A 25,934-nucleotide genomic window follows, 5' to 3' on the forward strand; every position below is an offset into this window, starting at 1 on the left:
TCTGTCAACAAAAAACCTTCTATTTGTTTAAGTTTTGTATAACTTTTATATACTTATTTGACCAAACACACGTTTTCCTTTAATTTTAAAATAAGAATTCGTCCGGAAAAAGGAGGGGAAGAATTGGAGAATTATCGGGTTTCTGTCAGGACAATGGTGGAATACGTCTATTCTGGAGGGAGCATTGACAACCGTTTCAGGTCTGCTGCTTCCATGACAGAAGGGACCAGGATCCATCAAAAGCTGCAAAAGGAATACGGGGAGGCGGACCAAAAAGAAGTCTTTTTACAGATGGACATCCCGTTCGACTTCTTTACCCTTCAACTGGAAGGGAGATGCGACGGCTTGCTGGCTGCCGGATCTGACGGCCTTCTTACAATAGATGAAATAAAGTCATCCACAAAGCCGCTTGATTTAATAGAGGAACAAACGCATCCTGTCCACTGGGCACAGGCAAAATGCTACGCCTGCATTGTGGCTGAACAGAATGACCTTGAAGAAATAAAGGTCCAGCTCACCTATGTCCAACTGCCCTCTGAAGAAAAAAAGCAGTTTATAAAAGTGTTCAGCCAATTAGAATTAAAGGATTTCTTGGAAGAAACAGCCGCATCCTACCGTGCATTTGCAGAGATGAAATTAAAGCATGAAAAGCAGAGGCAGGCAAGCATCCAAGAATTGAGTTTCCCCTATCCTGAATACCGGAGTGGACAGCGGGCGTTCGCAGGTACTGTTTATAAGACGATTATGGACAGGAAAAACTTGATGGCGGAAGCACCGACTGGAATCGGAAAAACCATGTCCACTCTTTTTCCTGCCATCAAATCGCTGGGGGAAGGACTGACTCGAAAACTCTTTTACCTCACAGCCAAAACGATAACAAGGACAACCGCTGAGGAAGCATTGAACCATCTGGAGGCGAAGGGACTTTATATGAACTCCGTTACCATGACGGCGAAAGATAAAATTTGTTTCAAGGAAGAAACGATCTGCCAGCCGGAATACTGCGAATTTGCGGATGGCTACTATGACCGGATCAATGGGGCGATGCTCGACATCCTTTCCAATGAAACAAGGATCACCCGCACGGTCATCGAGGAGTATGCGATGAAGCATAAGGTCTGCCCGTTCGAATTCTCCATTGACCTTGCCTACCAGGCAGATGCCGTGATAGGGGACTATAACTACGTGTTTGATCCCCGGGTCAATTTGAAGAGATTCCTTGAGGAGCAAAAAAACAAAACGGTCCTGCTCATTGATGAAGCACACAATCTCGTTGACCGGGCAAGGACGATGTTTTCCGCTTCTATTGATAAGTCCCCTTTCTTAAAGCTGAAAAGGGAGTATAAACAAAACCCCGCTTTGTTTTTGCCATCCAAGGCTCTTAATGATTTTTTCATTTCCTTCAAAAAAGAGATGGACGGCAGGAAACAATTAGTGCTCGATCTAATTCCGAATGAACTGCCTCTATTATTGGAAGCTTTCACAGAAGCGGCAGAAAAGGAGCTTTTGCATACAGCAAAGGACGCTGTTAAGACAGAGCTGCTGTTAGAAACGTATTTTGCCGCGCAAAATTTTATCCGGATAGCCAAATTATACGACGACCATTCCATTGCCTATGGAGAAAAAAACGGAAATGAATTGACCATGAATCTATTCTGCATAGATCCTTCTGAAAATCTTCGCAGGATGGGAAAAGGCTATCGGGCAAAAATCTACTTTTCGGCGACCATGTCTCCTGGCCGCTACTTTCAGGATATGCTGGGAGTAGATGAGGACGACTATAAGACGCGTGTCCCATCACCTTTTCACCCTGAACAATTTCAAGTGTGGGTCCAGCCTGTATCGACTAGGTACCGGGAACGGGAGGATTCTATCGCCCCGATTGTCCGGACCATTGGAAGTCTGGTAGAAGCGAAATCCGGGAACCATCTCGTTTTCTTTCCTTCCTATCAATATCTTGATTCTGTTTATGAATCATTTACCCTGGACTATCCGGACATACAAACGATTAAACAAGACACGGGCATGAAAGAAGAGGAACGGGAGAAATTTTTAGAGAAATTCCAAGCAGACAGCAAGGAACCATTGGTCGGATTTGCTGTATTAGGTGGAATCTTTTCGGAAGGGATCGATTTAAGAGGCGACCGGCTGAATGGGGTGGTCGTTGTCGGAGTAGGACTGCCGCAACTCGGCTTTGAGCGGGATTTGATCAAAAGCCATTTTGCAGCGCACGGAAAAAATGGCTACGATTATGCCTACGTCTACCCAGGCATGAATAAAGTGCTGCAGGCAGGCGGAAGACTGATCCGTTCCGAAACCGACACCGGCACCATCATCCTCCTCGATGACCGCTACCTCCAGCCAAAATACCAGGGGCTCCTGCCGGAAGAGTGGCGTAATTTTAGGATTTTGAAGGACTTTTCTATATTAAAGGCTCTTTTCTAAGAGTATCTTGCTTTAGACATTAAAATGGGATAGCTTATGCAATCTATGCAAGAAATATAGCTAGAAAAGAGCCTGGATACTCCCTTTCAAAGCGCAAAACAGGTATTTGCACGTTCAAATCGGCATTAAGATTTGAACAACAACGTTTACGAAAAAAGCCATATTTAATGAGTGAAAAAGCCAGCTTTTCTTATGAGGCTGGCTATTTTATGTGAAAAGAATTGATATGAAGCCCGGCGGATTTAGAAATAGCAGGAAAATCGAGGTGTTTTCCCCCTATCCGGGTGTGCTATGCGCCAAAAAATCATGCTTATGCGCCGTTCCCCAATCTCTATGCGCGAGAAAATCCAGCTATGCGCCGGCCAAGGCGGTTTATGCGACAAAACCATATTCTTATGCGCCAGTGGAAAACCAGCCCCATAATCCCCAAGAAAATAGGACCCAAGGGCGGCGGGATTCGACAAAAACCGGGGGATGACAGGGACCATAAAGGCACCTCCCACTATCTTCACATCGCTTTTCCCCTCACACTTCTCTATAATAGGGAGAAGCACCGGCTGAGGCCGTCGCTCATATTAATTCAACAAATTCCATTATTGAAATAGAAAGTAGTGAACGAAATGACCCGATTTTCAAACCTTGGGATCAGCGATGCGCTGGAAAACCAATTGAAAAAGGACGGAATCGATACGGCAACAGAGATTCAGGAAAAATCGATTCCTCTTATATTAGAAGAAAAGGACGTCATTGCTGAAGCCCAGACAGGGACAGGAAAGACGCTTGCATTCATTTTGCCAATGCTGCAAAAATTGGTTGTGGCAGAAGAAGCGATACAAGGATTGATTCTGACACCAACCCGGGAACTTGCCCTTCAGATTACAGCTGAATTGACCAAACTGATTGAAGCCGTTCCGGAAGCTAAGATCCTTGCTGTTTACGGAGGACAAGATGTAGAAGCCCAGCTGAAGAAGCTGAAGAAAAGCATTCACATCGTCGTGGCAACGCCCGGACGTCTCCTTGACCACTTAAGAAGGCAGACCATCGACTTGAGCCAGCTGAAAACACTCGTATTGGATGAAGCCGATCAAATGCTGCATATGGGGTTCCTTCCCGAAGTGGAAACCATCCTGAGCCATGTGAATGAAGAGAGGCAGACATTATTATTCTCTGCCACCATGAACAGCGACGTTCGAAAATTGGCGAAAAAATATACGGACAAGCCGGAAAATATAAAGATTAAGGCGAAGTCTATTACAGTAGAAAAAATTAATCAGCTTGTCATCCTGACGACAGACCGCAGGAAGCAAGCGGCATTGAAAGCAGTACTCAAGGAGTCCCAGCCATACTTGGCGATCATCTTCTGCCGCACGAAGCGCCGTGCGAGCACATTGAATGAAGCACTCCAATCGGCAGGCTTTTTATCAGAGGAGCTCCACGGAGATCTGTCTCAAGCCAAAAGGGAACGCGTCATGAAGAACTTCCGTGAAGCAAAGCTGCAGTATCTGGTAGCGACGGATGTCGCAGCACGCGGCCTTGATGTAGAAGGGGTCACCCATGTGTTCAACTACGACATCCCCCACGATGTGGAAAGCTACATCCACCGCATCGGCAGGACAGGCCGTGCAGGGGAGGATGGTCTTGCGGTCACTTTCGCTGCACCAAAGGATCAAATTCATTTGGATATGATTGAAAAGGGAATCAATATGAAATTAAGGAAAGAGCAGTCCGATGTTGGGCCGGATGATCCGAAGCCGAATGAGCGAAGGGGAGAAGGTGGACGTCCAAGGGGTGGGCGCAGCTCTCAAAAAGCCCGTACAGGTGAAAAGCGTCCTTCGGAAAGAAGCAGAGCAGGAAACGCCAAAAGTGCAAGGCCGAGAAAGCCTTCAAAAAGACCAAGATAAGGAGTGGCGGCAATGAACGGACAAAATCGAAAGGATATCCATCCCGGTCTGGAAGTGGATATCGTATTGAAACAAGACCAGCGGACAGGGAAATTGACCCGCGGCATCGTAAAAGATTTGCTGACGAATTCTCAGCACCATCCACATGGAATTAAAGTCCGTCTGCAGGATGGCCAGGTAGGAAGAGTCAAAAATATCATTTCATAGAATCTATAAAAAGAAGCGATTCGACAAATTTTTGTAAAGTTATTGTAAAAAACAGAAATAATAAATCAGCCCTGAACACTTGACGCTATTGAGGTTTGGGGCTTTTTTGCGAAATGTCCTATCTTGACATATTTTGAAAAATATTGATAAATTAAAAATATTGCTATTCTTTCTAAATGATTACTTTAGCGAATTAATAGAATAAAAATATGGGGAAAGTTGGGTAAGGTATGATCGAATTTAAGAATGTCTCGAAAGTGTATCCAAATGGGACAGTGGGGCTTAAAGATATTAATCTGACCATTGAACCAGGAGAATTTGTTGTCATTGTAGGTCTTTCAGGAGCAGGGAAATCAACGATGCTTCGTTCGATTAACCGGCTGCACGATATTACAGAAGGTGAGATCATCATCAATGGAAAGTCGATCACGAAAGCGAAAGGGAAAGATCTTCTAAAGATCCGCCGCGACATCGGGATGATTTTCCAAAACTTCAATCTCGTTAAACGCTCCACAGTGCTGCGAAATGTCCTTAGCGGCCGTGTCGGCTACCACTCCACGATTCGCACCATCTTAGGCTTGTTTCCTAAAAAGGACGTAGAGCTGTCTTTAAACGCCCTTAAACGCGTTAATATCATGGATAAAGCCTATACACGTGCAGACCAGCTTTCCGGCGGACAGCAGCAGCGTGTGTCCATTGCCCGGGCACTTGCTCAGGAAGCGAAGATTATTTTGGCAGACGAGCCTGTTGCATCCCTTGATCCACTTACAACACGCCAAGTAATGGATGATTTAAGACGCATCAATCAAGAACTGGGCATCACGACTATCGTAAACTTGCACTTTATCGATCTAGCAAGGGAATATGCTACGCGCATCATTGGGGTCCGTGCAGGAGAAGTCGTATTTGACGGTCCTACTGAACAAGCGACTGACAACGTATTCTCTGAAATCTACGGACGTGAGATTAAAGAGGATGAATTGCTAGGGGAGAAAAACTCATGACCCAGGATCAATTGAAAAAACCAGCTCGCACAAAGTTTTGGATGACGGTCGTTTTAATGGTTGTTCTTTTCTGGGTCAGTGCGAAGAGCACGGATGCAACATTCAGTGAACTATTCGAAGGGCTTCCGCAAATCGGCGTCCTTTTGGCCAAGATGTTCCCGCCTGACTGGTCTTACTTTTCTTATGTAGTGGATCCTATGCTTGAGACCATCCGCATGGCTCTTTTAGGGGCAACTTTTGGGGCAATCATTGCGATCCCATTAGCGCTTTTGTCCGCTTCCAACGTGTTTGAATCCAATTGGATCGTACAGCCTTTCCGATTCATCTTGAACTTGATTCGTACAATTCCGGACTTATTGCTTGCAGCGATTTTCGTTGCGATCTTTGGACTTGGGCCATTGCCTGGTATCTGGGCATTGACGATTTTCTCTTTAGGGATTATCGCAAAGCTTACATATGAGTCCATCGAAGCCATTGACCGCGGGCCGCTTGAAGCGATGACAGCAGTCGGCGCCAATAAAATTCAATGGATTTTCTTCGGGGTCATCCCGCAAGTATTGCCGCAGTTCCTTTCTTACTCTATTTATACATTTGAAATCAATGTTCGTGCAGCAGCCGTCCTTGGGTTGGTCGGAGCCGGTGGTATTGGGATTTTCTACGAAAGAACGCTTGGATTCTTCCAATATGACCGCGTTGCCAGCATCATCATTTTCACACTGGTTGTCGTATTGCTAATTGACTATATCAGTACTAAAATCCGGGAGAAATTAATATGAGCACCGATATGATTGTAAAGCCGCCAAAAAAGAATAGAGTAAAAAAGTGGATCTATATCATTCTTCTGGCCGCCGTCTACATCTGGGCGTTTGCCGGAATGCCATTGGAAGGATTCAAAGAAACCGCTGCACAAATCACTAAATCGATTTTCCATGGAATCTTCCATCCTGATTGGGACTATGTATATGATCCTGAAGGGGAAGACTTGCTCCGCGGTCTTCTGGATACATTGGCTATCGCCATTTTAGGTACATTTATTTCAGCTTTCTTGTGTGTACCTTTCGCATTCTGGGCAGCAAACAACATGAACAGATTCAGACCTGTTTCAGGATTGGGAAAATTCATTTTGAGCTTCGTCCGTACCTTCCCTGAACTTGTCATGGCCCTTCTTTTCATCAAAGCTGTTGGACCTGGATCCTTCGCTGGGGTTTTGGCCCTCGGAATCCACTCCATCGGGATGCTTGGGAAACTTTTCTCAGAATCCGTGGAAAGTATGGACCTTGGCCCGACAGAAGCCTTGAAGGCATCAGGCGCCAACAAAATTCAGACCATCTGGTTTGCGGTCATCCCGCAAGTCATGCCTGAATTCTTATCCTATACCCTTTATCGATTCGAAATTAACGTCCGTTCTGCAACCATCCTTGGAATCATCGGTGCCGGTGGTATCGGTACACCATTGATCTTCGCACTTGCCGGCCGTTCCTGGGACCGTGTAGGGATCATCCTTCTCGGAATCATCGTGATGGTAACTATAATCGACTTGATTTCCGGTTCCATCCGCAAAAAGATCGTTTAATAGAATTGAATTTATAGAGCCGCATCCTGCTGTTGGGATGCGGCTTATTTTGACTGGTTGGAGGGCCGGATGGTTGGTGGATTACTAGAAGTTTTCCGAAAGTTGCTAGAAGTCATCTTGAAATCGCTAGAAGTTCATGGGATTTTGCTGGAACAAGCTTGTTTTTTGCTAGAATATCTCTTTTTTTGCCTATTGGACCCGGTACCGTATTATTAGTCAGCACAAAAAAGAGGACCATCCTAAGATGATCCCCTGAACGTTTATCAAACTATATTATTGACCTTCAACTTCTTTTTCGTATTCGCGTACGATATCGAAGTTAGAGTCTTTAGATTTAGTGTAGCCTTCGTGAGAGTAGATTTCACTGATGATTTGGTGTCCTTTTTCGTCTTTTCCAAGAGAAATGAACGCATCAGCAATCTTGTCTTTCCATTCTTTAGTCAAGTCAGGGCGAACGGAGATTGTATCGTTCGGGATTGGCTTTGTAAAGAATAGTACACGAGTTTTGTCAAATACATCTGGAGCATCTTTCTTAACGATGTTACGGGCATCTTGGAATGTAGCAGCTGCATCAACATCGCCATTAAGAACTGCAAGAACAGCAGTATCATGTCCTTTAAGAGTTACGCCTTGAACGTCTTTCTGAGGATCAAGACCAGCTTTTTTCATTTCAACTGCAGGCCATACATAACCAGCAGAAGAAGTTACGTTTTGCCAACCCATTTTCTTGCCTTTAAGATCTTCGATAGATTTGATGTCGGAATCCTTTTTCACGATAACCATAGATTTATAGAAATCTACAAGATCTTTTGTAGGAGTTCCGTCTTCATCATTAACGCCAAAGCGCTGTGCTTGAAGCAATACATCAGCTACACCTTGTTCATGAGCAAGTACGTATGTAGTAGGAGGCAAGAAACCAACGTCTACCTTTTTAGAACCCATTGCTTCTACTACAGTGTTGTAATCAGTTGATACACTTACATGTACAGGAATCCCTAATTTGTCAGACAATAATTTTTCTAATGGCTTTGCTTTTGCTTCAAGTGTCTCAGCACTTTGTGATGGAACGAACTGTACGTTCAATTCCTTAGGCTCGTACCCCTTGCTGTCGCCTTTTCCATTTTCTTTGTCGTCTGAACCACAGCCGGCAAGAACACCGAATGCTAGACCTAAAGACATACCAAATAAAGTAAGCTTTTTAAACATGATTTTCCCCCATAGAAAATATTTTTGTAATGCTACTATAATATACCATAAAATTTGAAAACAATTGTAAATTATTTTTAAAGATTTTTTTATTTTTAAGAATAGATTCAATTTATAGTAGAATGGGATTATAGAACACGAAAAAGGATGATTTTAAATGAAGACTGATGCGCGTTTCAAGCTGTCCATCCTGGAAACCAGCGATGTGCACGGCAATGTTTATCCGATTAATTATGGGCTGAATGCAGAGAGCCCAGTTGGACTCGGGAAGATCTCGACGCTAATAAATGAAGTGAAAAAAGAAGCAGAACATACTTTCATCATTGACAATGGGGACGTCATTCAAGGAACGCCTCTTACCTACCACTATGCGAGATTTGAAGCAGGGAAACCCAATCCGATGATTCAAATCCTCAATCATTTGGGCTATGAGGCAGCCGTTTTCGGGAACCATGAATTCAACTATGGACTTGAGCTTCTGCATCAATCCATTAAGGAATCCTCCTTTCCATGGCTCTCGGCCAATCTATTAAATAAGGAGACGGGTGAACCCTTCTTTGGCAAGCCTTATTTGATCAAGGAATTTCCTAAAGGACCGCGGGTCGGGGTGCTTGGCCTCACTACCCACTATATTCCGAATTGGGAAAAAGAAGAACATATAGAAGGAATTGAATTCCAAGCCTGTTTGGAAGCAGCAAAAAAATGGGTCCCTTATTTAAAAAATGAAGAAAAAGTAGACCTTTTGGTTGTGTCCTATCATGGAGGCTTTGAACGAGACCTGGAAACAGGAGAGGCGACAGAAGTCTTGACGAGCGAAAATCAAGGCTATCAAATGTGCCAGGAAGTAGAAGGCATCGATGTATTGTTGACAGGCCATCAGCACCGCTTCATTTCCGGAGAATCAGTCAATGGCGTATTGGTCGTCCAGCCTGGAAGCCAAGGGCGCGCCCTCGGGAAAGTAGATGTGGAAATGGCCTTCACGGATGGGGAGTGGAAGGTCCAATCGAAAACATCCGAGCTTTTATATACAGAAGAAGTAGTGGCGGATGAAGAAGTCCTCGCCATGGTAAAGGACTATGAAGAGGCAACACAGGAATGGCTAGACCAGCCGATCGGGAAGATCCTCGGAGATATGAAAGTTCAAGATCCGATGAAAATCAGGACTGGCGACCATGCCTTGATTGAGTTCTTCAACCGCGTGCAGATGGAAGCAGTGGGCGTTGATATCTCGAGCACTTCTTTATTTGATAACCTGGCACCTGGTTTGACCGAAGATGTGACAATGAGGGATGTCGTCGCGAACTATATCTATCCAAATACATTGAAGGTCATCCGGATCACCGGAGCTGACCTCAAAGATGCGCTGGAGCAGACCGCTTCCTACTTCGCACCGTATACCGGAGGGGAAATCGAGGTCAATCCAAAATTCCTTTACCCTAAGCCTGAACACTATAATTATGACATGTGGGAAGGAATCGAGTACGAAATCAATATTTCCAGACCATTTGGTGAGCGCATCACAAAGCTTGATTACCACGGTGAACCAATCGATCCTTCGAAAGAATATGATGTCGTCATGAACAACTACCGCGCAGGCGGAGGCGGCAATTACATGATGTTTAAGGACAAGCCGGTCATCGTCGACCTCCCGATGGATGTATCCGAACTGATCGCCAACTACATCCTCGAGCGAAAAGTCATCGAAGCCAAAGTAGACCACAACTGGAAAGTAACGCATGACTGATTGAGTATATTTCGAGAACCGATTCTTTCTAAAAAGAGTCGGTTCTTTTTTTATGAGTGAGAGCAAAGTGCCGACATCAAAGTCCCTGTCACACCCCGATTTTTGTCGATAGATGCGGATTCGGTGGAAACGGTAAAATTGACATATCGATAAATCTCGATATAATAGTGTCTATGGAACCTATCGAAGTATTTAAGGCGTTATCAAATGAAACTCGACTTAACATTTTAAAGTGGTTGAAGGAACCCGAGAAGCATTTCCCTAAACAAGGCGCTCATCTTCCAAAGGAGGTAAGTATCAAAGGAGGAGTATGTGTAGGGGATATTCAGGATAAAGCTAAAGCTTCTCAATCCACGGTTTCACATTACTTGAACATGATGCAAAAAGCAGGTCTGCTGGAATCGGTCCGTTATGGACAATGGACTTATTACAGGCGGAATGAAGAAGTGATTTTACAGGTGGCCGAGTTTTTTAAAACAGAAATCTAAGAAGATCTTCTAGATTTCTATTTTTTTGCCCACATATATCGATTTTTCTGGATATTTAATTATATAAATTTAGGAGGTTGTTATTATGCGTTACGTCTCATATATTTTAGCCGTATTAGCAGGGTCTGCACTTAGCTTTGAAGGCGCAATATACGGTCAGCTTGGAAAAGAAATAGGCCAGCTGGAAACTAGTTTTTATAACTTCTTTATGGGGTCAATCATACTGGGATTATTATGGATTTTCTTTGGAAAAGGCAAACTTTCTTATACGGTGGAAGCACCTAAATGGACGCTGCTTGGAGGACTATTAGGTGTCGCCTATTTAACAGCAATCGTTATCAGTGTTCCGTATGTCGGAGTCGGGATAACCATGGTGGCAGTCATCATCGGACAATTGGTCATGAGTATGGTGATCGAACATTTCGGCTGGCTTGGAAGCAAGCAGACGAAAATTAATAAAGAAAAAGTATTTGCAGTTATTTCAATGATCATTGCACTTATTTTCATTAACTAGGAGGTTCGAAAATGAATATATTAATGATTCTATTTACATTAATAGGGGGAATCGCATTAAGCGCACAATCCTCTATTAATGGGACATTCAGCCGCAAAGCAGGAACGATAGAAACGACATTTTTAACGTTCTTTACTGGCTTACTATTCCTTACAGTCATGATTCTCTTTTTCGGACAAGGTAATGTACTTGGGATACTCTCGGCACCTAAATGGCAGTTAAGCGCAGCATTTTTAGGTACTATTTATCTGCTGCTCACCGTTATTGCGGTTCCAAGAATCGGTGTCATTGCAACGAATATTGCGGGGATCATCGGCCAGCTGGTCATTGGCATAGTCATTGATAAATTTGGCTGGTTCGATAGTTTAGTCATCCCGCTGGATTGGAAGCGCCTCGTGGCAATACTGTTTATGATCATCGCTCTTTATTTCATATACCAAGGGAATAAACGCTCTACTGAACAATCCAAATCTTAATAACTTCATCATAAAAAGGCTGCAAATCCAAAGGTGATTTGCAGCCTTTTTGGTGTTTTAGGAGATGAATGTACCGACATCAAATTGCCTGTCACGCCCCGGTTTTTGTCGAATAGCGGCGCAGCCGGGCAAATTGTCCCTTCTTCCGTGCTTGGCCGCTGTGGACGCGCGGCGTTTGCTCCCCACTTTTGGGGCTGACCTGCGCACTTTATTGAGGCACCCCTCAACTTTTCGGCTTGACCCCCGAACTTTCGGAAGCAACCCCGCAACTTTCCGACCCAACCGCTCAACTATCCTAATTTTGAAATTGAGCAGCCACTCTCATCCAGCGAAATTTGTCCCATTTTTTGTTCTATCTTCTATTGCAGTTTACGTTAACGTAAATGGTAAGATTGAAATAACTAAATATTCTAAAAAGGATGGATGAGGTGGAACATTCAATATCGGAGCTTGCCCGTGAATTTGATGTGACGACTCGGACCTTGAGGTATTATGAGGAACTGCATCTGCTAAACCCTATGCGATCCGAAACAGGCACCCGAATATATACAAGGAAGGACTACATTCGGACCAAACTGATTCTTAGAGGGAAGAGATACGGTTTTAATCTAGAAGAAATCAAGGAAATGATCCAGCTCTTTGATAAGGACAGGTCTGGCAGAACTCAACTAGAAAGAACGATTGCCTACGGTGAGGAGAAGATTCAAGAGATTCACAGCCGAATGGAAGAACTCCAGGAAATGAAAGAAGAAATGGAAGAACTCGTTGAAGCCTTTAAAAACAAATTGGGGTAGGGGGAAATTAGATTGAACATTTGGGAACTGTTGGAGCGGAATGGACGAAAGTATTCGGATAAAGAAGCGGTTGTTTCGGGGAAAGATCGGCTTACTTATTCTGATTTACGTATGTCTGCTTATGCCATGGCTGCCGGTTTAGCTCACAAGGGTGTGAAGGAAGGAGACAGAGTGGTCCTTTGCATGCCAAACACGAAGGAGTTTGTAATCAGCTACTTTGCCGCCATGAGGTTAGGCGCGATCATTGTGCCGATCAATGCAAAGCTGACAAAAAGCGAGGTGGATTACATCCTTAAGGATTGTGGAGCGAAAGTATTCATAATCGACCATTTACTATTTAGTGAGCTGGGGTCAATCCATGCCAATGACCTTGTGAAAATTAAAACGGGAGATTCAAATACAGATTGGGGTTCATTTGAAGAATTTATGGGAAGCAAAGATTCGAATGACTTAGCTGAACTTTTAAGTAAGGATGATGATCCTGCTGCAATTCTTTATACATCTGGAACGACAGGTAAACCAAAAGGAGTCCTTCTTACCCATCGAAACCTCCTGTCTGCAGCTGTGATGATGTGTGTGGAAATGGAAATGAAACCGGAGAGCCGCATTCTTCATTTAATGCCGCTCAGCCACTCTGCTCCCCTGCATCTCTTTTTGATAGCAGGCGTATATGTAGGAGCTATGCATATTTTAAGTCCGGTATTCACTCCCGAAAAACTGCTGGAATTGGTGGATAAGGAACGAGCCACTCATTTTTTCGGGGCACCTGTGGCATATCTATTTGCTGCTAAAGTGCCGGATCGCTTCAAATATGACCTTTCATCAATGAAGTATTGGGTGTATGGAGGGGCTCCTCTTACTGCAAAAGAAGTCCACTTCATACAGGGAGAGCTTGGTATTAAGGATCTGTATTGTGTCTACGGATTAACCGAAGCTGGACCAAGTGGAACGCTGCTCATGCCATGGGAGCATCAAGAGAAAGCAGGCAGTATAGGTAAAAGAGCGGCTCTTGGTACGGAAATAAGGATTGTAAATGAAAACGGAGAAGATGCAGCCCCGGGTGAAGTAGGAGAAATTGTACTATATGGGGAAGGCCTTATGAATGGTTATTATCAAAATCCGGTGAAGACATCTGAAGCTTTTTTGGGAAAATGGCTTAAAACAGGAGACCTTGGAAAGCGGGATAATGATGGGTATTTCTGGGTCGTTGACCGAAAGAAAGATTTGATCATTTCTGGAGGGGTTAACATTTACCCGAAAGAAGTAGAAGAAGCGCTATTGCAGCATCCCCTTATTTCTGAAGCGGCTGTCGTCGGAGTTCCCCATCCGGAGTGGGGAGAAACAGTCAAAGCATTTATCATTGCTGAAAAGCAGATTCAAGATCTTCCAAATGAATGCAAGTTGTTTTTAAAAGAAAAGCTGGCTCCATTTAAAATACCAAAATTGTATGAACAAATAGATGCGCTGCCTAGAAATGCTACCGGGAAAATACTTAAGCATGTACTGAAAAAAGAAGCCGAAGAAAAAATTGAATTGTGAGGTGACCACCATGAACTTTTACCAAGAAGACAAGCATTTTCAAAATTTGATGAAGAAATATTTAAAGCCGGAATTCCTTGCTTGGGCAGAGAGCGAGCTCGAAGATTTTGGCAGGGAGTGCGGGACCACCATCGATGAACGTGCTCGCCATACCGACCGGGAAGGGCAGCCGAAGCTGATCAAATACGACCGTTTCGGTGAAGACGTTTCGGAGGTTTGGGTGAATGAAGGCTATAAACAGACTGTAGAGGAAACCTACAACAGAGGGATTGTCGGATATGTCCATAAGGAAATTCCGGACCTGGGGACGAAAGGCAACTACATGTATTCCTATGCCCAAGGCTACCTTTTGTCCCAAACTGAGCCGGGCTTTTACTGCCCTGTCACTTTGACGATGGCAACGGCTTATTTACTGGAGCACTATGCTGATGACGATATCAAGGAAAAATTTCTTCCTCATGTCATTTCCACGGGTGAAAAAGAACTTTACGAAGGGGCCACTTTTCTGACGGAGAGGCAGGGTGGTTCCGATGTCGGCGCCAATGAAACGAAGGCGGTCCCAAATGGCGATCACTATGAATTGTTCGGCGAAAAATATTTTGCATCCAACGCTGGAATGTGCGGGGTGGCCATGGTTCTCGCCAGAATGGAAGGCGCTCCTGATGGAACCAAAGGGTTAAGTCTATTCGCTGTTCCGTGGCGAAAAGAAGACGGCAGCTTAAATGGCATTTCCATCAGGCGGCTGAAGGATAAACTCGGAGTGAAAGCTGTCCCGTCCGCTGAAGTGGTGTTCGACGGTGCCAGAGCCTATCTTGTGGGGACGCCTTCTAAAGGAATCTACTATATGATGGAGGCGTTGAATCTATCCCGGGTCTGCAATGCCATTGCCTCCATCGGAATCATGAGGCGCGCCTTTGTGGAAGCAAAGGAATATGCTTTCCGCCGAGAAGCTTTTGGGAACAGACTGGCTGATTACCCGATGATAAAAGATACACTGACAAGGCTTGCCGTGAAGCAGGAAGTCGAGACAAGTGCGGTATTCAGCCTTGTAGATTTATTCGATAAGGTCATGAACGTTGATAGCAGTGCGTCGCAGGAAGAAATGGTGCTTAATCGCCTTCTGATCGCAGTATTAAAGAAAGAAACGGCTGAGGAGTCGATCCATTTTGCCCACGAAGCCATTGAAATGCATGGAGGCAATGGATTCATCGAGGACTTCGTCACCCCGAGGCTGTTAAGGGATGCCCAAGTGTTGACTGTCTGGGAAGGAACCGCCAATATCTTAGGGCTTGAAGTTCTTAGGCTCATGACAAAATTTAAGTCGCATGAGCTTTTCGTTGAAAAAATGGAAGCCGAATTGGATGGACTTCCGCTTAATTTGAAGACACTGGCGGAGCCTGCTGCAAGAGGGCTGCAGAAGGTAAAAGAATTAGGCGAGTTCCTCATGGCTTCAGCCGCTGATGTCCAAACCTATCATTCAAAGCGTATGGCAAAATTGATCAGCGATGTGTTTGAAAGCGTGACAGTTTTAATAGAAGCTTCAGCCGGTTCGGAAAGGGATCGAATGAAAGCAGAAATTTTCCTCGAAGACACGTGGCAAAAAGAGCTGCTGGATAAAGAAATGAAATCAGTTCGGTACTTTGATGAAATCGTCTGTTGGAAAAAGGCAGGAAAAGCCCAAGTTTGATGGAGTTGGAGGAATGATCCGGTTGTCTGCCGGGTCATTTCCTTTTTTATTGTTGTTAAACACAGCGAATTTGAAAATTTTTGAGTTCTGGCGATGGGACGCGCGGCGTTTGCTCCCCACTTTTGGGGCTGACCAGCCCACTTTAGCGTGTTATCTCACAACTTTCGGCCTGACCGATTCACTTTCGGGATTTATCTCAACACTTTCGTTATTAACCGCCCTGCTTTCCATATATTAGGATAAAATAGGGCTGAGGGGCTTGCCAAATATCGGCGCAGCCTGGCAAATTGTCTCTTCTTCATTGGTCGGCCGCTGCCACGTGAGGATTTGCTCCCCAGTCTAAACAACCCCTCCTGCATTTCTATACATAAAGCATCATCTTCAAACCCATAATATAGATATCTTGTACATATTAGGGTGGTGTGTGAATTATGGAAGCTTCTTGGATAGCGCTGCTGCCGTTCTTGGTGGTTATCCCCATTTCAATTCTCACGAAGCAGGTACAGCCGGGTCTTTTTGTGGGGCTGCTGCTCGGAAGCTATTTAGTGGAGCCGTCGCTGTTGGGCGGAATCAAAAAAATGATCTCTTATATTGTGGATAATATCGTCGTCTCCAGCAACATCAGGATCATCATCTTCCTGTATGGGTTTGCCGGCTTGATTGGCATGATCAAACTAGGAGGCGGGATCAAGGGTTTCGTTCATCTCGTCAGCAAGAAAGTGAAATCAAAAAAGAGTGCGATGTTTTTAACGTGGATTTCGACTATCGGCACATTCAGTGACCCCGATTTCCGCATTGTCACTATTTCACCGATCATGAAAGCGTTGAGGAAGCGCCTGAAAATGTCGAAGGAAAATATCGGATTTGCCATCGAAGCCACGTCCAATCCCGTTGTTGGGCTGGTGCCGATTGCGACCGCTTTTGTCGGCTATATGGTAACGACCATCGGCAACGCCTTGAAGGAAGTGGGATCGGATCAGGAGCCATATATGGTGTATGTCAAAAGCATTCCGTTCAATTTTTTTTCATTCGTCATCATCCTGATTGGGATTTATTACAGCTTCTTCCGAAAAGCAAAGGATGAAGTAGGCGAGAACACAGGGCAGACGCCTAATGATGAGCAAGGGGAAGAGGATCTTGAGTCTTGCCACCGTGCGTATGAGAAGGATACTCCTATCAAGCCGTGGAACTTAATTTTGCCGCTCGCTGTATTTTTAGGTTTTACGATATTCTTAAGCTGGTGGGATGGGCATTTTAAAGCGAAGAGCTTCTTGGATGCTTTCATCAGAAGCGACGCGCTTGGCGTCATGCTTGAATCATTGATGATTGCCTTCCTTTTCACACTGGTGTTTTTCTTATTTCAGCGGATTAAATTGGCGAAGCTGGTCACCCACTTTGTCAAAGGCGGCAATGAGCTGATTTCCGTCATCATTCTGCTTGCCCTTATTTGGGGTGTTTCGGCCGTATCAGAGGATCTGCATTTTTCGGATTACATTACCGCTCATGTGGATTGGATCCCGCATATGTTTGTTGCACCAGTCCTATTTTTGCTTGGCGGTTTGATCTCTTATTTCATCGGGTCTTCTTGGGGAACTTGGGGTCTCTTGATGCCTCTCGGGATTACGATGGCGCACGACGCGGGTGTCAATATCTTAGTCGTTATCGGAGCGGTATTCGCGAGTGGTACATTTGGGGCTTTTGCTTCGCCTCTCAGTGATAACTCAGTGACGCTGTGTACAATCCTCGACCTGGATGTCATTAAGTATTCGAAGAAAAAACTTCTGCCAGCTTGTATTGCGGCCGGGATCAGTACCGTGCTGTTCGCCGTTGCATCATTTATTTTCCGGTAGCACCTGAAAAACGCCTGCATAAGGCGTTTTTTCTGTTACACTCAAATCAAGAAATGACAGGCATATGTAGGTGATGATGATGAAAATACTGCTGGCTGAAGATGATCAGCGGTTGGCGAAGCTGATTGTAAGGATGCTTCAAAAGGAATGGCAGGTAGTCGAGTGGGTTGAAAATGGCGAAGATGCCTTTGAATATGCAGCCGGGATGCACTACGATATCGTGATTCTAGATTGGATGCTCCCAAAGATGAGCGGCATTGAGGTGAGCAGAAAGCTCCGGTCAGCCGGTTTTGATGGGGCTGTTTTGATGCTGACGGCAAGAGGGGATGTAGACGATCGTGTCGAGGGTCTTGATGCCGGGGCTGACGATTATTTGGTGAAGCCGTTTGAGTTCAAAGAATTATTTGCCCGTATCCGCGCTCTTTCACGAAGAGGAACGCAAAACTTCGAACAGGAAGCCGTTCGGTTTAAAGATTTAGAGATTCAATTAAACCAGCGGACCGTTCATCGAAATGGACAGATGATCGCGTTGACTCCAAAAGAGTTTCAGATGCTCGAATTGTTTATCCGTAATCGGAATCAGGTGATTTCCAAAGACGCCATTATTGAAAGATTATGGGGCTTGGATTCAGATGCCACTGCCAATACGGTGGAAGCGATGGTCAAGCTGCTCAGGAAAAAATTAAATGGAAAACAGTATATCCAGACGATGAGGGGAGTCGGCTATATGCTGAGTGATGAAAATGTTTGATAAATTAAGAAGACATTTGACGTTGTCGTACAGCATTTGGCTGATCCTCACCCTATTTGTCGTTTTCGTCGTCTTATTTTTTTCCTTTCAGGCCCGCATTTATGAAGTGGAGAAGGAAAATCTGGCGGACGCAGTCAAAATGGAACGACAGTCTCTAGTAGAACATGCCGGTTTACAAGAAAAGCCACGCTACGGACTTTATATCATCGGCGTTAAAGAGGCAGATGGCCGTCTTATTTTAAAGGAAACTGACAGTTCTCCCGCTGTAGAAGAAGTCACAGATTATTTTCAGACAGCGCCGTGCTGCCAGGCTGATCCCTCAATCATCAAGCTGAAGCATCAATCGGAAGACGAGCGATACATGCTTGTCAGTGTGCGGATGAAAAATGATCGGGGAGGGACTGAAACCCTATTGGCAGCGAAGAATTTAAGCGCCGTCCATGAGCAAATGGAAAATTGGCTGGTGATGCTCATAATCATCGGAATCGCTGCATTTCTCCTTTCCATTCTCATAGGGGATAGACTGGCCAAAAGGGCTATGAACCCGGTGATACAGAATGTGGAGAGGCAGCGCAGGTTTTCTGCAGATGCCTCGCATGAATTAAGGACGCCTTTAAGCATCTTCTCTGCATCCATAGAAGTTTTGGAGGAGGAAGAGAAAACTCGTCTTTCTTCTTCAGGGCAAGAAATATTAAAGGATTTAAAGGAAGAGTCCGAGCTGATGAAAAAGATGGTAGAGGATCTCCTGGTGCTTGCGAAGTATGATCATCAAAAAATGGAGCTGTCCAAAGAATGGTTTTCTCTATCTGAGCTAGCCCATACGGTTCAACAAGAGTACAAGACGGTCGTTAAAAAGCAGCAGACGATTCTTTTAGAGGAATGGGACAAGGACATAATATTGTTAGGGGATAAATTAAAGTGCAAGCAGCTTTTCTATATTTTGCTTGATAATGCCTTGAAGTTCACGGAAGACGAAGGGGAAATAAAAATACAACTAGAAAAGAAGCGTGAATCTGCCATTGTTAAAATCAGCGATAATGGCATGGGGATAGAAGAGAAGGATTTGCCGAAGATCTTCGAGCGGTTTTTTCAAGGGGATGAGGCCAGGTCTCCAAAGTACGGAGGGACAGGTCTCGGTTTGTCCATTGCGAAAGCTATCGTGGATGCCCATGGCGGGGAAATAGAAGTGGAGAGCCAATTCGGGATTGGTACAACCATTTTTATAGTGCTTCCAATAAAAAAATGAATCTTTTTAGATTTTCAGTTTATTTTCAGGTTGAATTGGTAAAGTAAGCTTATCCAAATTAAAAGGAGATGTTTCATATGCTTTCTACTCCCCTACATCCATTATTGGTCCATTTTCCGATTGCCCTTCTGATCTTCGGAACGATTGCTCAGATTATCGCAGTCTGGAAAAAGGATTTCTTTCATAAAGCAGCATTTTATTTGCTGGGTGCAGGATTTTTAACAGGGCTGTTCAGCTACTGGACAGGAGACGGTGCAGAACATTTTGCCCATCAGCATTGGGGAAGAGGGGTATCACCTCTGATTCATACACATGAAACATATGCACTGATTACGTTGATTTTATTCGGAATTGCCCTTGCGATCCGCGTTTTGGAAAAGTTCAAACCATTTAAAATGGCGATGGCTCTCGTTATCATTCTTTGCCTTGCGGGAACGACAACACTGGCATTGACGGGGCATTACGGAGGAAAAATCGTTTATAGCGACCATACAAAAACCGGAGAATAATATCTCCGGTTTTTTGGTCAATTTTAATTACTTTTTGTTCGTCAGGAATTGATATATGGCAGAGAAATCCTGATCATTGTAGCCTTGCTGCTTAGCCAAGGCATAGATTTCTTTCGTCGTATTGGCTATTGGCAGGGCGGTTCCATGCTCAAAAGCTGTTTGGGCGACAAGCTGCATGTCTTTTTGCATATGTTCAAGCGGGAATTCCGGCGAGTAGTCGCCAGCCAGCAGTTTTTCTTTTTTTCCATTCAGGAATGGAGCGGTTGTCGGCCCGCCAAGAAGGGTTTCGAGCACCGTTTCCTTTTCCAATCCAATAGATTCCCCGAAGGAAACGGCTTCCGAGAAGGCAGCCATCGTTTGCGCCAGCATCAGGTTGATCACAAGCTTCATTGATGTACCTTTCCCGTTTTCTCCTTGATATTGAATGGCTTTTCCCATTGCCTTCATGTGTGACTCGACTTCTGCCAAATCTTCTTGGCTGCCGCCTGCGACAAAGACCAGCTCACCTTTTTCTGCAGGGATTTTAGAGCCTGCAACAGGTGCGTCAAGAAAACGAATGCCGCGCTTTTTGGCTTCATCAGCCATTTTGCGGGAAAATGACGGATTGACGGTACTGCAATCCACCCATAGGCTGCCCTCTTTTAATCCTTCAAGAAAGCCGTCTTCGCCGAGAGCTGCTTCTTCCACTGCGCCAGGGTTGGCAAGCATCGTATAAAGGACATCTGATTGTTCGGCTGTTTTCCTTGGCGACTCAGCCCAGACGGCTCCTTTGTCTAAAAGGTCTTCCGCTTTTTCCTTCGTTCGATTATGAACGACCAATTCGTTTCCTGCATTCAATAGGTTGCCTGCCATTCGGCTCCCCATGATTCCCAATCCGATAAATCCAATCATATTATTTTCCCCTTTCTTATTCATAGTAAGCTTGATTTTATTATTCACCTATCCGTCCCTTCTTACAAACAATTCAACTTCAACAATGTTCTTCTCCCTCTCTGCATAGTCCGAAAATCCTACTAATTTTTATGGCTAAAAAAGGAAATGATAAAACTAGTACTTATTTACTTGTTTTCCCTGATGTTTCCTTAACTAGGTACAAATTCGCAGGAAGATAGCCTTTTCAATAATTATTTTTTCAGCTTGAATTTTTCTTTCCGCTATTAGGGTATATAAGATAAAAAAACATCTTGGTTTTTATGGGGGAATGCACATGGAATCTGTTTTACTCAGTTTAATGATCATCGCGGTGCTCGGCATTGCGTCACAATGGGTTTCATGGAGATTTCGTCTTCCAGCTATTGTCGTCATGTCAATTGCGGGTCTGCTTGCAGGGCCGATTACAGGGTTCCTGCACCCGAAAGAAGTATTTGGCGACCTATTCAATCCGATTATTTCGCTGGCCGTTGCCGTGATTTTATTTGAAGGAAGTCTCAATCTTGATTTTCGTGAAGTCAGGGGATTGGAACGTCCGGTACTGCGAATCGTCACCATTGGTGCATTCATCGCATGGATTCTTGGATCCCTTGCTGCGCATTATGTAGCAGGCCTTTCCTGGGCTGTCGCTTTTGTTATTGGCGGATTGTTCATCGTGACCGGACCGACTGTCATTCTTCCGTTATTGAGGCAGGCAAGGCTGAAGCCGCGTCCGGCAGCCATATTGAAATGGGAAGGAATCATCGTCGACCCATTCGGCGCCCTTCTATCGGTTTTTGCATTTGAAATTATCAAGTTCATGATTTCCCAGAAAGAAACGATTGGTTCTCTGGGAATGTTTTTCTTGGCGTCGCTTCTTGCCGCGTTCTTCGGTTGGCTCGTCGGAAAAGGCCTTGGATTGATGCTCGAAAAGGGGCATATCCCAGAGTTCCTGAAGTCGCCGATTGTCTTTGCGTCAGTGCTGGCTTGTTTTACGCTTTCGGATGAGATCTACCATGAAACAGGGCTGCTGGCTGTCACGGCAATGGGAATCACTTTGGCTAATATGCATATCTCTTCAATATCTGAGATGAGGTATTTCAAAGAAAATATTTCTGTTTTACTCATCTCGACCATTTATATCATGCTGACTTCTGCTCTGAGTATGGACGTTCTATTGCAGATCTTCAGCTGGAAATTAATCGGTTATGTCCTTCTGATGCTCTTTATAGTCCGTCCGCTTTCCATCGGCATTTCCACAATCAAGACGGATATGTCCACAAAGGAAAAGACACTTGTAGGATGGATTGCACCGAGAGGGATTGTGGCGTTGACGGTATCCGGTTATTTTTCCAGTGTGCTTTCTGATGCGGGCTTTAAAGGTGCGGGACTTTTGACCCCACTGACACTTGCGCTTGTTTTCTCAACGGTGTGTGCCCACGGCTTCTCCATTAAATGGCTGGCGAAGAAGCTGGACCTTTCCATTGGGGACGAACCTGGCGTTCTTATTGTAGGAGGGAATCCCTTCACAGTGGGACTGGCGAAAATTTTTCAGGAACTCGAATTGCCGACAGTCATCGCTGATTCTTCATGGAGCCACCTGGTCAAAGCCAGAAATGAAGGAGTGAAGACCTATCGAGGGGAGATCTTATCAGAACAAACAGAGTTCCACCTGGATCTCACTCCATACGAATATTTGATTGCCGCAACGGACTTGGACTCATACAATGCCCTTGTCTGTACGACATTTATTCCAGAACTGGGCCGGAACAACCTTTTCCAGCTCAGCCTTCGAAAAAATAAAGCGGGCGATGTCGACAGGCTGGAGCATACCATCGGAGGAAGGATCCTGTTCAAGGAAGAGGCAACATGGGAAATGCTGAATGACAAGATGGAGAAAGGATATGTTTTCCGAAAGACAACATTGTCTGACCAGTATGATTTCGATCAATACTTGGAAGAGAGAAAGGAAGGGACCGTCCTGCTTTTCATTCATAAATCCTCCCGGAAAATTGAATTCTTCACGGATGAAAGTGAACTGAAAGGGGATGAGGGCGATCTTATCGTCAGTCTCGCTCCTCCTGAAGAGGTTAAAGCACGAGAAGAACGTGATAAAAAAGAATAGGAGGAATACGATGACTAACACAATTAAAGCTTTTATTTTTGATGCTTATGGAACACTATTCGATGTTCATTCCGTGATGGAAAAATGCAATGAATTCTATCCTGGCAAAGGGGAGGCAATAAGCCAGACATGGAGAAGGAAGCAATTGGAGTACTCCTTCCTTCGTCAGCTGATGGGGAATTATGAAACGTTCATGGATATTACAAGGGATGCCTTAAAATATGCTGTGTTGGAAAATAAAGAAGAACTTCATCCGGAAAAGGAAGGAATGCTGATGAAGCAGTATTTGAAGCTTCAGCATTACCAAGAGGTAGAGTCCGTTCTTTCGCAGCTAAAGCAAGCAGGCAAGACATTGGCGATCTTCTCTAATGGATCACATGATATGCTCGATCCATTAGTGGAGCAGGCGGGATTCACCAGTCTATTGGACAAGGTCATCAGCATTGATGAAGTGAAACAATATAAACCAACTCCTGCGTCCTACATGCATGTTTTAAAAACCTTAGACGTCAAGAGAGAAGAAGTGCTCTTCATGTCGTCGAATGGATGGGATATTTCAGGAGCGAAAAACTTCGGATTTCATACAGCGTGGATCAATCGAAATAAACTTCCGGTGGAGGAGCTCAATCTGACGCCGGATCGCATCTATGAAGATTTGAACGGAATTCTTGATTGGAAATAGAAAAACGCCAGCCTGTCATGAAGGCTGGCGTTTACTGTATTAATTTTCTCCGTGAATCTTTTTAGGCGTCCATAGGAATTGAGAAATCAGACGGTCCACGAGTTCGGTTTCATGAAGACCGCTGTGCGAGATGCTTTGGTCTTTTATGATGGACTCTTTATACTGTTCAGGTCTTGCTATGTCACGCATCCCTGTAGCGCTCTCGACAGATACGACCTGGTCTCCCATTGCGCCGATCGAAAGCACTTGGATCGTTGGATCGAATTTATCGCGATTTTCCAACAGCCTTTTTTGAGCTTCCGATCCAGGCTTTAAGTCCACAACGGCAGGGCCAGTATTGACTTTATCATATGACGCTCTCGTCACTCCCTGGAATGGGGTGCTGATGGTGATGAATTTCAACGGCAGAGGATAGTCGCTGCTGCCATAAGTGTTTTCTAAATATTGAGTAGTGACCAGACCGCCCATGGAATGTGCCACGAGATAGACTTGGTCCACGTTATATTTTCCTTTTAATTCCTTCATGATCTTTTGCAGCCAGAAGGAAGTATCATTGATGGTTGCACGGTTGTTTTCAAATACAACCTGTATCAACGGATGCTTTTGCCCAATTGGCAGCGATCCTTTGAACGTCAAGTGTCCTTCCTTATCCACAAAGCAGAGAAGGGTTCGCTTTCCCAAATTATATCGCTGGTCGAAGCGGTTCATCATTGTTTTAAATGAATTGAATGTACCTTTATAGCCGTGTACAAACACAGTAGGAATTTTATCTTCGGGTTCAAGGTTCGAGTTCTGTGATTGAACCTGAGTGCTTCGGATGAATAGATAAATAAGGCCAACAATCACCACTGCACCGACTAAAATACTTTTGTAAGAGAATTTTTGTATGTTCAATGTTATGTCTCCCTTATATGTCTCTGATTATATTGTAAGTTATTTTACAGAAGTTTTACACCGGTAATATTTCGGTAATATATTACAATTTTTTGAAATCTGTTTAGCAACAAACTTTGAGAAAAGAGCCTTTTGAAAAAAACATGCAAATAGGCGTTCACCTAGAAAAGCTGTCTTTCATACACTAGTCGATGAAGGCTCCTGAACGATTACTTAACTGGAGGGTATGAAATGACAGCGAAAATCATCAATTATTATGCAGGCGGCAATACAGCCAGAGGATTTCACAGCTTATTTGAATCCAATCTTCAAGGATTGGATAAATTATTTATTTTAAAGGGTGGACCAGGAACAGGCAAGTCATCGCTTATGAAGCAAATCGGCCAGGATTGGCTGAGAAATGGGTATAACATTGAATTTCTCCATTGTTCTTCCGACAACGAATCCATAGACGGTGTCATCATTCCATCCTTGAAAGTAGGCATTGTGGATGGGACGGCACCGCACGTCATCGAGCCGAAAGCCCCGGGTGCCATTGAGGAATATGTGAATTTAGGCGAAGCATGGGATTCCGCTAAACTCGCTGCTCATAAAACGGAAATAATTGAATTGAGTTCCCGCATAACAGAATCTTTCCAAAAGGCCTATAGTGTGTTTCATGACGCCTTATTGATTCACGATGAATGGGAAAAAATCTACATCGAAAACATGGATTTTCAAAAAGCCAATCAACTCACCGTCGATTTGATTGATGAGCTTTTTGGCAAAATGTACGTCAACAAAGCCGCAGAGGTGCGCCATCGCTTCTTAGGGGCTGCGACGCCAAAAGGACCAGTGGACTTCATTCAAAATCTGACGGAGGACATTTCTTATCGGTACTTCATTAAAGGAAGGCCGGGTTCAGGGAAATCCACGCTTTTGAAAAAATTGGCGGCTGTAGCGGAAGACAGAGGATTCGATGTGGAAGTCTACCACTGCGGATTCGATCCGAATAGCCTGGATATGGTCATCGTCCGCGAACTGGATTTTGCGATATTCGACAGTACGGCTCCCCACGAATACTTTCCTGCCAGGGAAGGCGATGAAATCATCGATATGTATTCAAGGGTCATTACATCAGGAACGGATGAGATCTACGAGGATGCGCTCAAAGATATCGCCGGACGCTACGCCAATAAAATGAAGGAAGCGACAGCTTATCTGGCCAAAGCCAAAAACCTTCATGACCAGCTTGAGGGCATCTACGTCAGCGCTATGGATTTCTCCAAGATAGACACGATCAAATCCCAGATCCATGATGCGATTTTAAGTCTCGAGCCTGTGAAGCAGACGCAAAATTAAAGATGGTGAGCCAGCCCTGGAGCATATACTGCCGGGGCTTTTTTCATAT

Annotated in this window: 24 protein-coding genes; 20 read left to right on the forward strand and 4 right to left on the reverse strand. The window is 44.5% G+C overall.

Going from position 1 to position 25,934, the window contains the following annotated elements; genetic code table 11:
- Positions 1–153: 153 nt before the first annotated feature.
- From DFR59_RS11545 to phnE (DFR59_RS11575), 6 genes are all read left to right on the forward strand, one after another.
- Positions 154–2,445: an ATP-dependent DNA helicase gene (locus DFR59_RS11545; RefSeq protein WP_211318554.1), complete on the forward strand. Its 2,292-nt coding sequence runs from the start codon at positions 154–156 to the stop codon at positions 2,443–2,445.
- 620 nt (positions 2,446–3,065) lie between these two features.
- Positions 3,066–4,346: a DEAD/DEAH box helicase gene (locus DFR59_RS11555; RefSeq protein WP_114745800.1), complete on the forward strand. Its 1,281-nt coding sequence runs from the start codon at positions 3,066–3,068 to the stop codon at positions 4,344–4,346.
- A gap of 12 nt (positions 4,347–4,358) precedes the next feature.
- Entirely contained in the window at positions 4,359–4,553 is a 195-nt protein-coding gene (locus tag DFR59_RS11560; protein WP_114745801.1) for a YwbE family protein, read from the forward strand.
- A 230-nt stretch (positions 4,554–4,783) separates the two neighbouring features.
- Complete coding sequence (gene phnC, locus DFR59_RS11565) at positions 4,784–5,557, forward strand: phosphonate ABC transporter ATP-binding protein (RefSeq protein WP_114745802.1); 774 nt, start codon at positions 4,784–4,786, stop codon at positions 5,555–5,557.
- Positions 5,554–6,333 (forward strand): phosphonate ABC transporter, permease protein PhnE, encoded by a 780-nt coding sequence (phnE, locus tag DFR59_RS11570; RefSeq protein ID WP_114745803.1) that lies wholly within the window; start codon positions 5,554–5,556, stop codon positions 6,331–6,333. Before phnC ends, phnE (DFR59_RS11570) begins: the two co-directional genes overlap by 4 nt.
- A complete protein-coding gene (phnE, locus tag DFR59_RS11575) occupies positions 6,330–7,130 on the forward strand; it encodes a phosphonate ABC transporter, permease protein PhnE (RefSeq protein WP_114745804.1) in 801 nt (266 codons plus the stop codon). Before phnE (DFR59_RS11570) ends, phnE (DFR59_RS11575) begins: the two co-directional genes overlap by 4 nt.
- A gap of 273 nt (positions 7,131–7,403) precedes the next feature.
- Here phnE (DFR59_RS11575) and DFR59_RS11580 read toward each other — a convergent pair whose 3' ends face one another.
- Positions 7,404–8,336 (reverse strand): phosphate/phosphite/phosphonate ABC transporter substrate-binding protein, encoded by a 933-nt coding sequence (locus DFR59_RS11580; RefSeq protein WP_114745805.1) that lies wholly within the window; start codon positions 8,334–8,336, stop codon positions 7,404–7,406.
- Positions 8,337–8,493: 157 nt separating this feature from the next.
- Between DFR59_RS11580 and DFR59_RS11585 the strand changes: the two genes are divergently transcribed.
- From DFR59_RS11585 to DFR59_RS11600, 4 genes are all read left to right on the forward strand, one after another.
- Positions 8,494–10,080, forward strand: coding sequence for a bifunctional metallophosphatase/5'-nucleotidase (locus DFR59_RS11585; protein WP_114745806.1), 1,587 nt, complete (start codon positions 8,494–8,496; stop codon positions 10,078–10,080).
- A 173-nt stretch (positions 10,081–10,253) separates the two neighbouring features.
- Positions 10,254–10,568: an ArsR/SmtB family transcription factor gene (locus DFR59_RS11590; protein ID WP_114745886.1), complete on the forward strand. Its 315-nt coding sequence runs from the start codon at positions 10,254–10,256 to the stop codon at positions 10,566–10,568.
- 85 nt (positions 10,569–10,653) lie between these two features.
- Positions 10,654–11,082, forward strand: a complete 429-nt coding sequence (locus tag DFR59_RS11595; RefSeq protein WP_114745807.1) for a DMT family transporter — start codon at positions 10,654–10,656, stop codon at positions 11,080–11,082.
- An 11-nt stretch (positions 11,083–11,093) separates the two neighbouring features.
- Positions 11,094–11,558, forward strand: coding sequence for a DMT family transporter (locus DFR59_RS11600; protein ID WP_114745808.1), 465 nt, complete (start codon positions 11,094–11,096; stop codon positions 11,556–11,558).
- Between the two features lie 57 nt (positions 11,559–11,615).
- Here DFR59_RS11600 and DFR59_RS20080 read toward each other — a convergent pair whose 3' ends face one another.
- Positions 11,616–11,765, reverse strand: coding sequence for a hypothetical protein (locus DFR59_RS20080; protein ID WP_158538370.1), 150 nt, complete (start codon positions 11,763–11,765; stop codon positions 11,616–11,618).
- A gap of 212 nt (positions 11,766–11,977) precedes the next feature.
- Between DFR59_RS20080 and DFR59_RS11605 the strand changes: the two genes are divergently transcribed.
- The 7 genes from DFR59_RS11605 (at position 11,978) to DFR59_RS11635 (ending at position 19,934) form a co-directional block, all read left to right on the forward strand.
- Positions 11,978–12,352, forward strand: a complete 375-nt coding sequence (locus DFR59_RS11605; RefSeq protein WP_114745809.1) for a MerR family transcriptional regulator — start codon at positions 11,978–11,980, stop codon at positions 12,350–12,352.
- Between the two features lie 12 nt (positions 12,353–12,364).
- On the forward strand, positions 12,365–13,891 hold the full coding sequence (locus DFR59_RS11610) for a class I adenylate-forming enzyme family protein (protein ID WP_114745810.1): 1,527 nt from the start codon (positions 12,365–12,367) through the stop codon (positions 13,889–13,891).
- A 10-nt stretch (positions 13,892–13,901) separates the two neighbouring features.
- Positions 13,902–15,578, forward strand: coding sequence for an acyl-CoA dehydrogenase family protein (locus tag DFR59_RS11615; protein WP_114745811.1), 1,677 nt, complete (start codon positions 13,902–13,904; stop codon positions 15,576–15,578).
- 431 nt (positions 15,579–16,009) lie between these two features.
- Positions 16,010–17,428: a Na+/H+ antiporter NhaC family protein gene (locus DFR59_RS11620; RefSeq protein ID WP_114745812.1), complete on the forward strand. Its 1,419-nt coding sequence runs from the start codon at positions 16,010–16,012 to the stop codon at positions 17,426–17,428.
- 79 nt (positions 17,429–17,507) lie between these two features.
- On the forward strand, positions 17,508–18,179 hold the full coding sequence (locus tag DFR59_RS11625) for a response regulator transcription factor (RefSeq protein WP_114745813.1): 672 nt from the start codon (positions 17,508–17,510) through the stop codon (positions 18,177–18,179).
- Positions 18,172–19,425, forward strand: a complete 1,254-nt coding sequence (locus tag DFR59_RS11630; RefSeq protein WP_158538371.1) for a sensor histidine kinase — start codon at positions 18,172–18,174, stop codon at positions 19,423–19,425. The genes DFR59_RS11625 and DFR59_RS11630 overlap by 8 nt, the downstream gene beginning before the upstream one ends.
- A gap of 77 nt (positions 19,426–19,502) precedes the next feature.
- Positions 19,503–19,934 carry a DUF2231 domain-containing protein gene (locus DFR59_RS11635; RefSeq protein ID WP_114745815.1) on the forward strand — a complete coding sequence of 144 codons (432 nt, stop codon included), beginning with the start codon at positions 19,503–19,505 and terminating at the stop codon, positions 19,932–19,934.
- A gap of 27 nt (positions 19,935–19,961) precedes the next feature.
- On the opposite strand, the gene DFR59_RS11640 is transcribed toward DFR59_RS11635, so the two are convergent.
- Positions 19,962–20,873 carry an NAD(P)-dependent oxidoreductase gene (locus DFR59_RS11640; protein WP_245948467.1) on the reverse strand — a complete coding sequence of 304 codons (912 nt, stop codon included), beginning with the start codon at positions 20,871–20,873 and terminating at the stop codon, positions 19,962–19,964.
- Positions 20,874–21,141: 268 nt separating this feature from the next.
- On the opposite strand from DFR59_RS11640, the gene DFR59_RS11645 reads away from it, so the two are divergent.
- Together DFR59_RS11645 and DFR59_RS11650 are read left to right on the forward strand one after the other, a co-directional pair.
- On the forward strand, positions 21,142–22,968 hold the full coding sequence (locus DFR59_RS11645; RefSeq protein WP_114745816.1) for a cation:proton antiporter: 1,827 nt from the start codon (positions 21,142–21,144) through the stop codon (positions 22,966–22,968).
- Between the two features lie 10 nt (positions 22,969–22,978).
- Entirely contained in the window at positions 22,979–23,650 is a 672-nt protein-coding gene (locus tag DFR59_RS11650; RefSeq protein ID WP_114745817.1) for a haloacid dehalogenase type II, read from the forward strand.
- A gap of 39 nt (positions 23,651–23,689) precedes the next feature.
- Here the strand turns inward: DFR59_RS11650 and DFR59_RS11655 are convergent, their stop codons facing one another.
- Positions 23,690–24,544 (reverse strand): alpha/beta hydrolase, encoded by an 855-nt coding sequence (locus DFR59_RS11655; protein ID WP_158538372.1) that lies wholly within the window; start codon positions 24,542–24,544, stop codon positions 23,690–23,692.
- Between the two features lie 231 nt (positions 24,545–24,775).
- Here DFR59_RS11655 and DFR59_RS11660 point away from each other — a divergent pair, with 231 nt between their 5' ends.
- Positions 24,776–25,885 carry a PRK06851 family protein gene (locus tag DFR59_RS11660; protein WP_114745819.1) on the forward strand — a complete coding sequence of 370 codons (1,110 nt, stop codon included), beginning with the start codon at positions 24,776–24,778 and terminating at the stop codon, positions 25,883–25,885.
- The last annotated feature ends 49 nt before the right edge of the window (positions 25,886–25,934 follow it).

It is taken from the genome of Falsibacillus pallidus (genome assembly GCF_003350505.1).
Taxonomy (GTDB): domain Bacteria; phylum Bacillota; class Bacilli; order Bacillales; family DSM-25281; genus Falsibacillus; species Falsibacillus pallidus.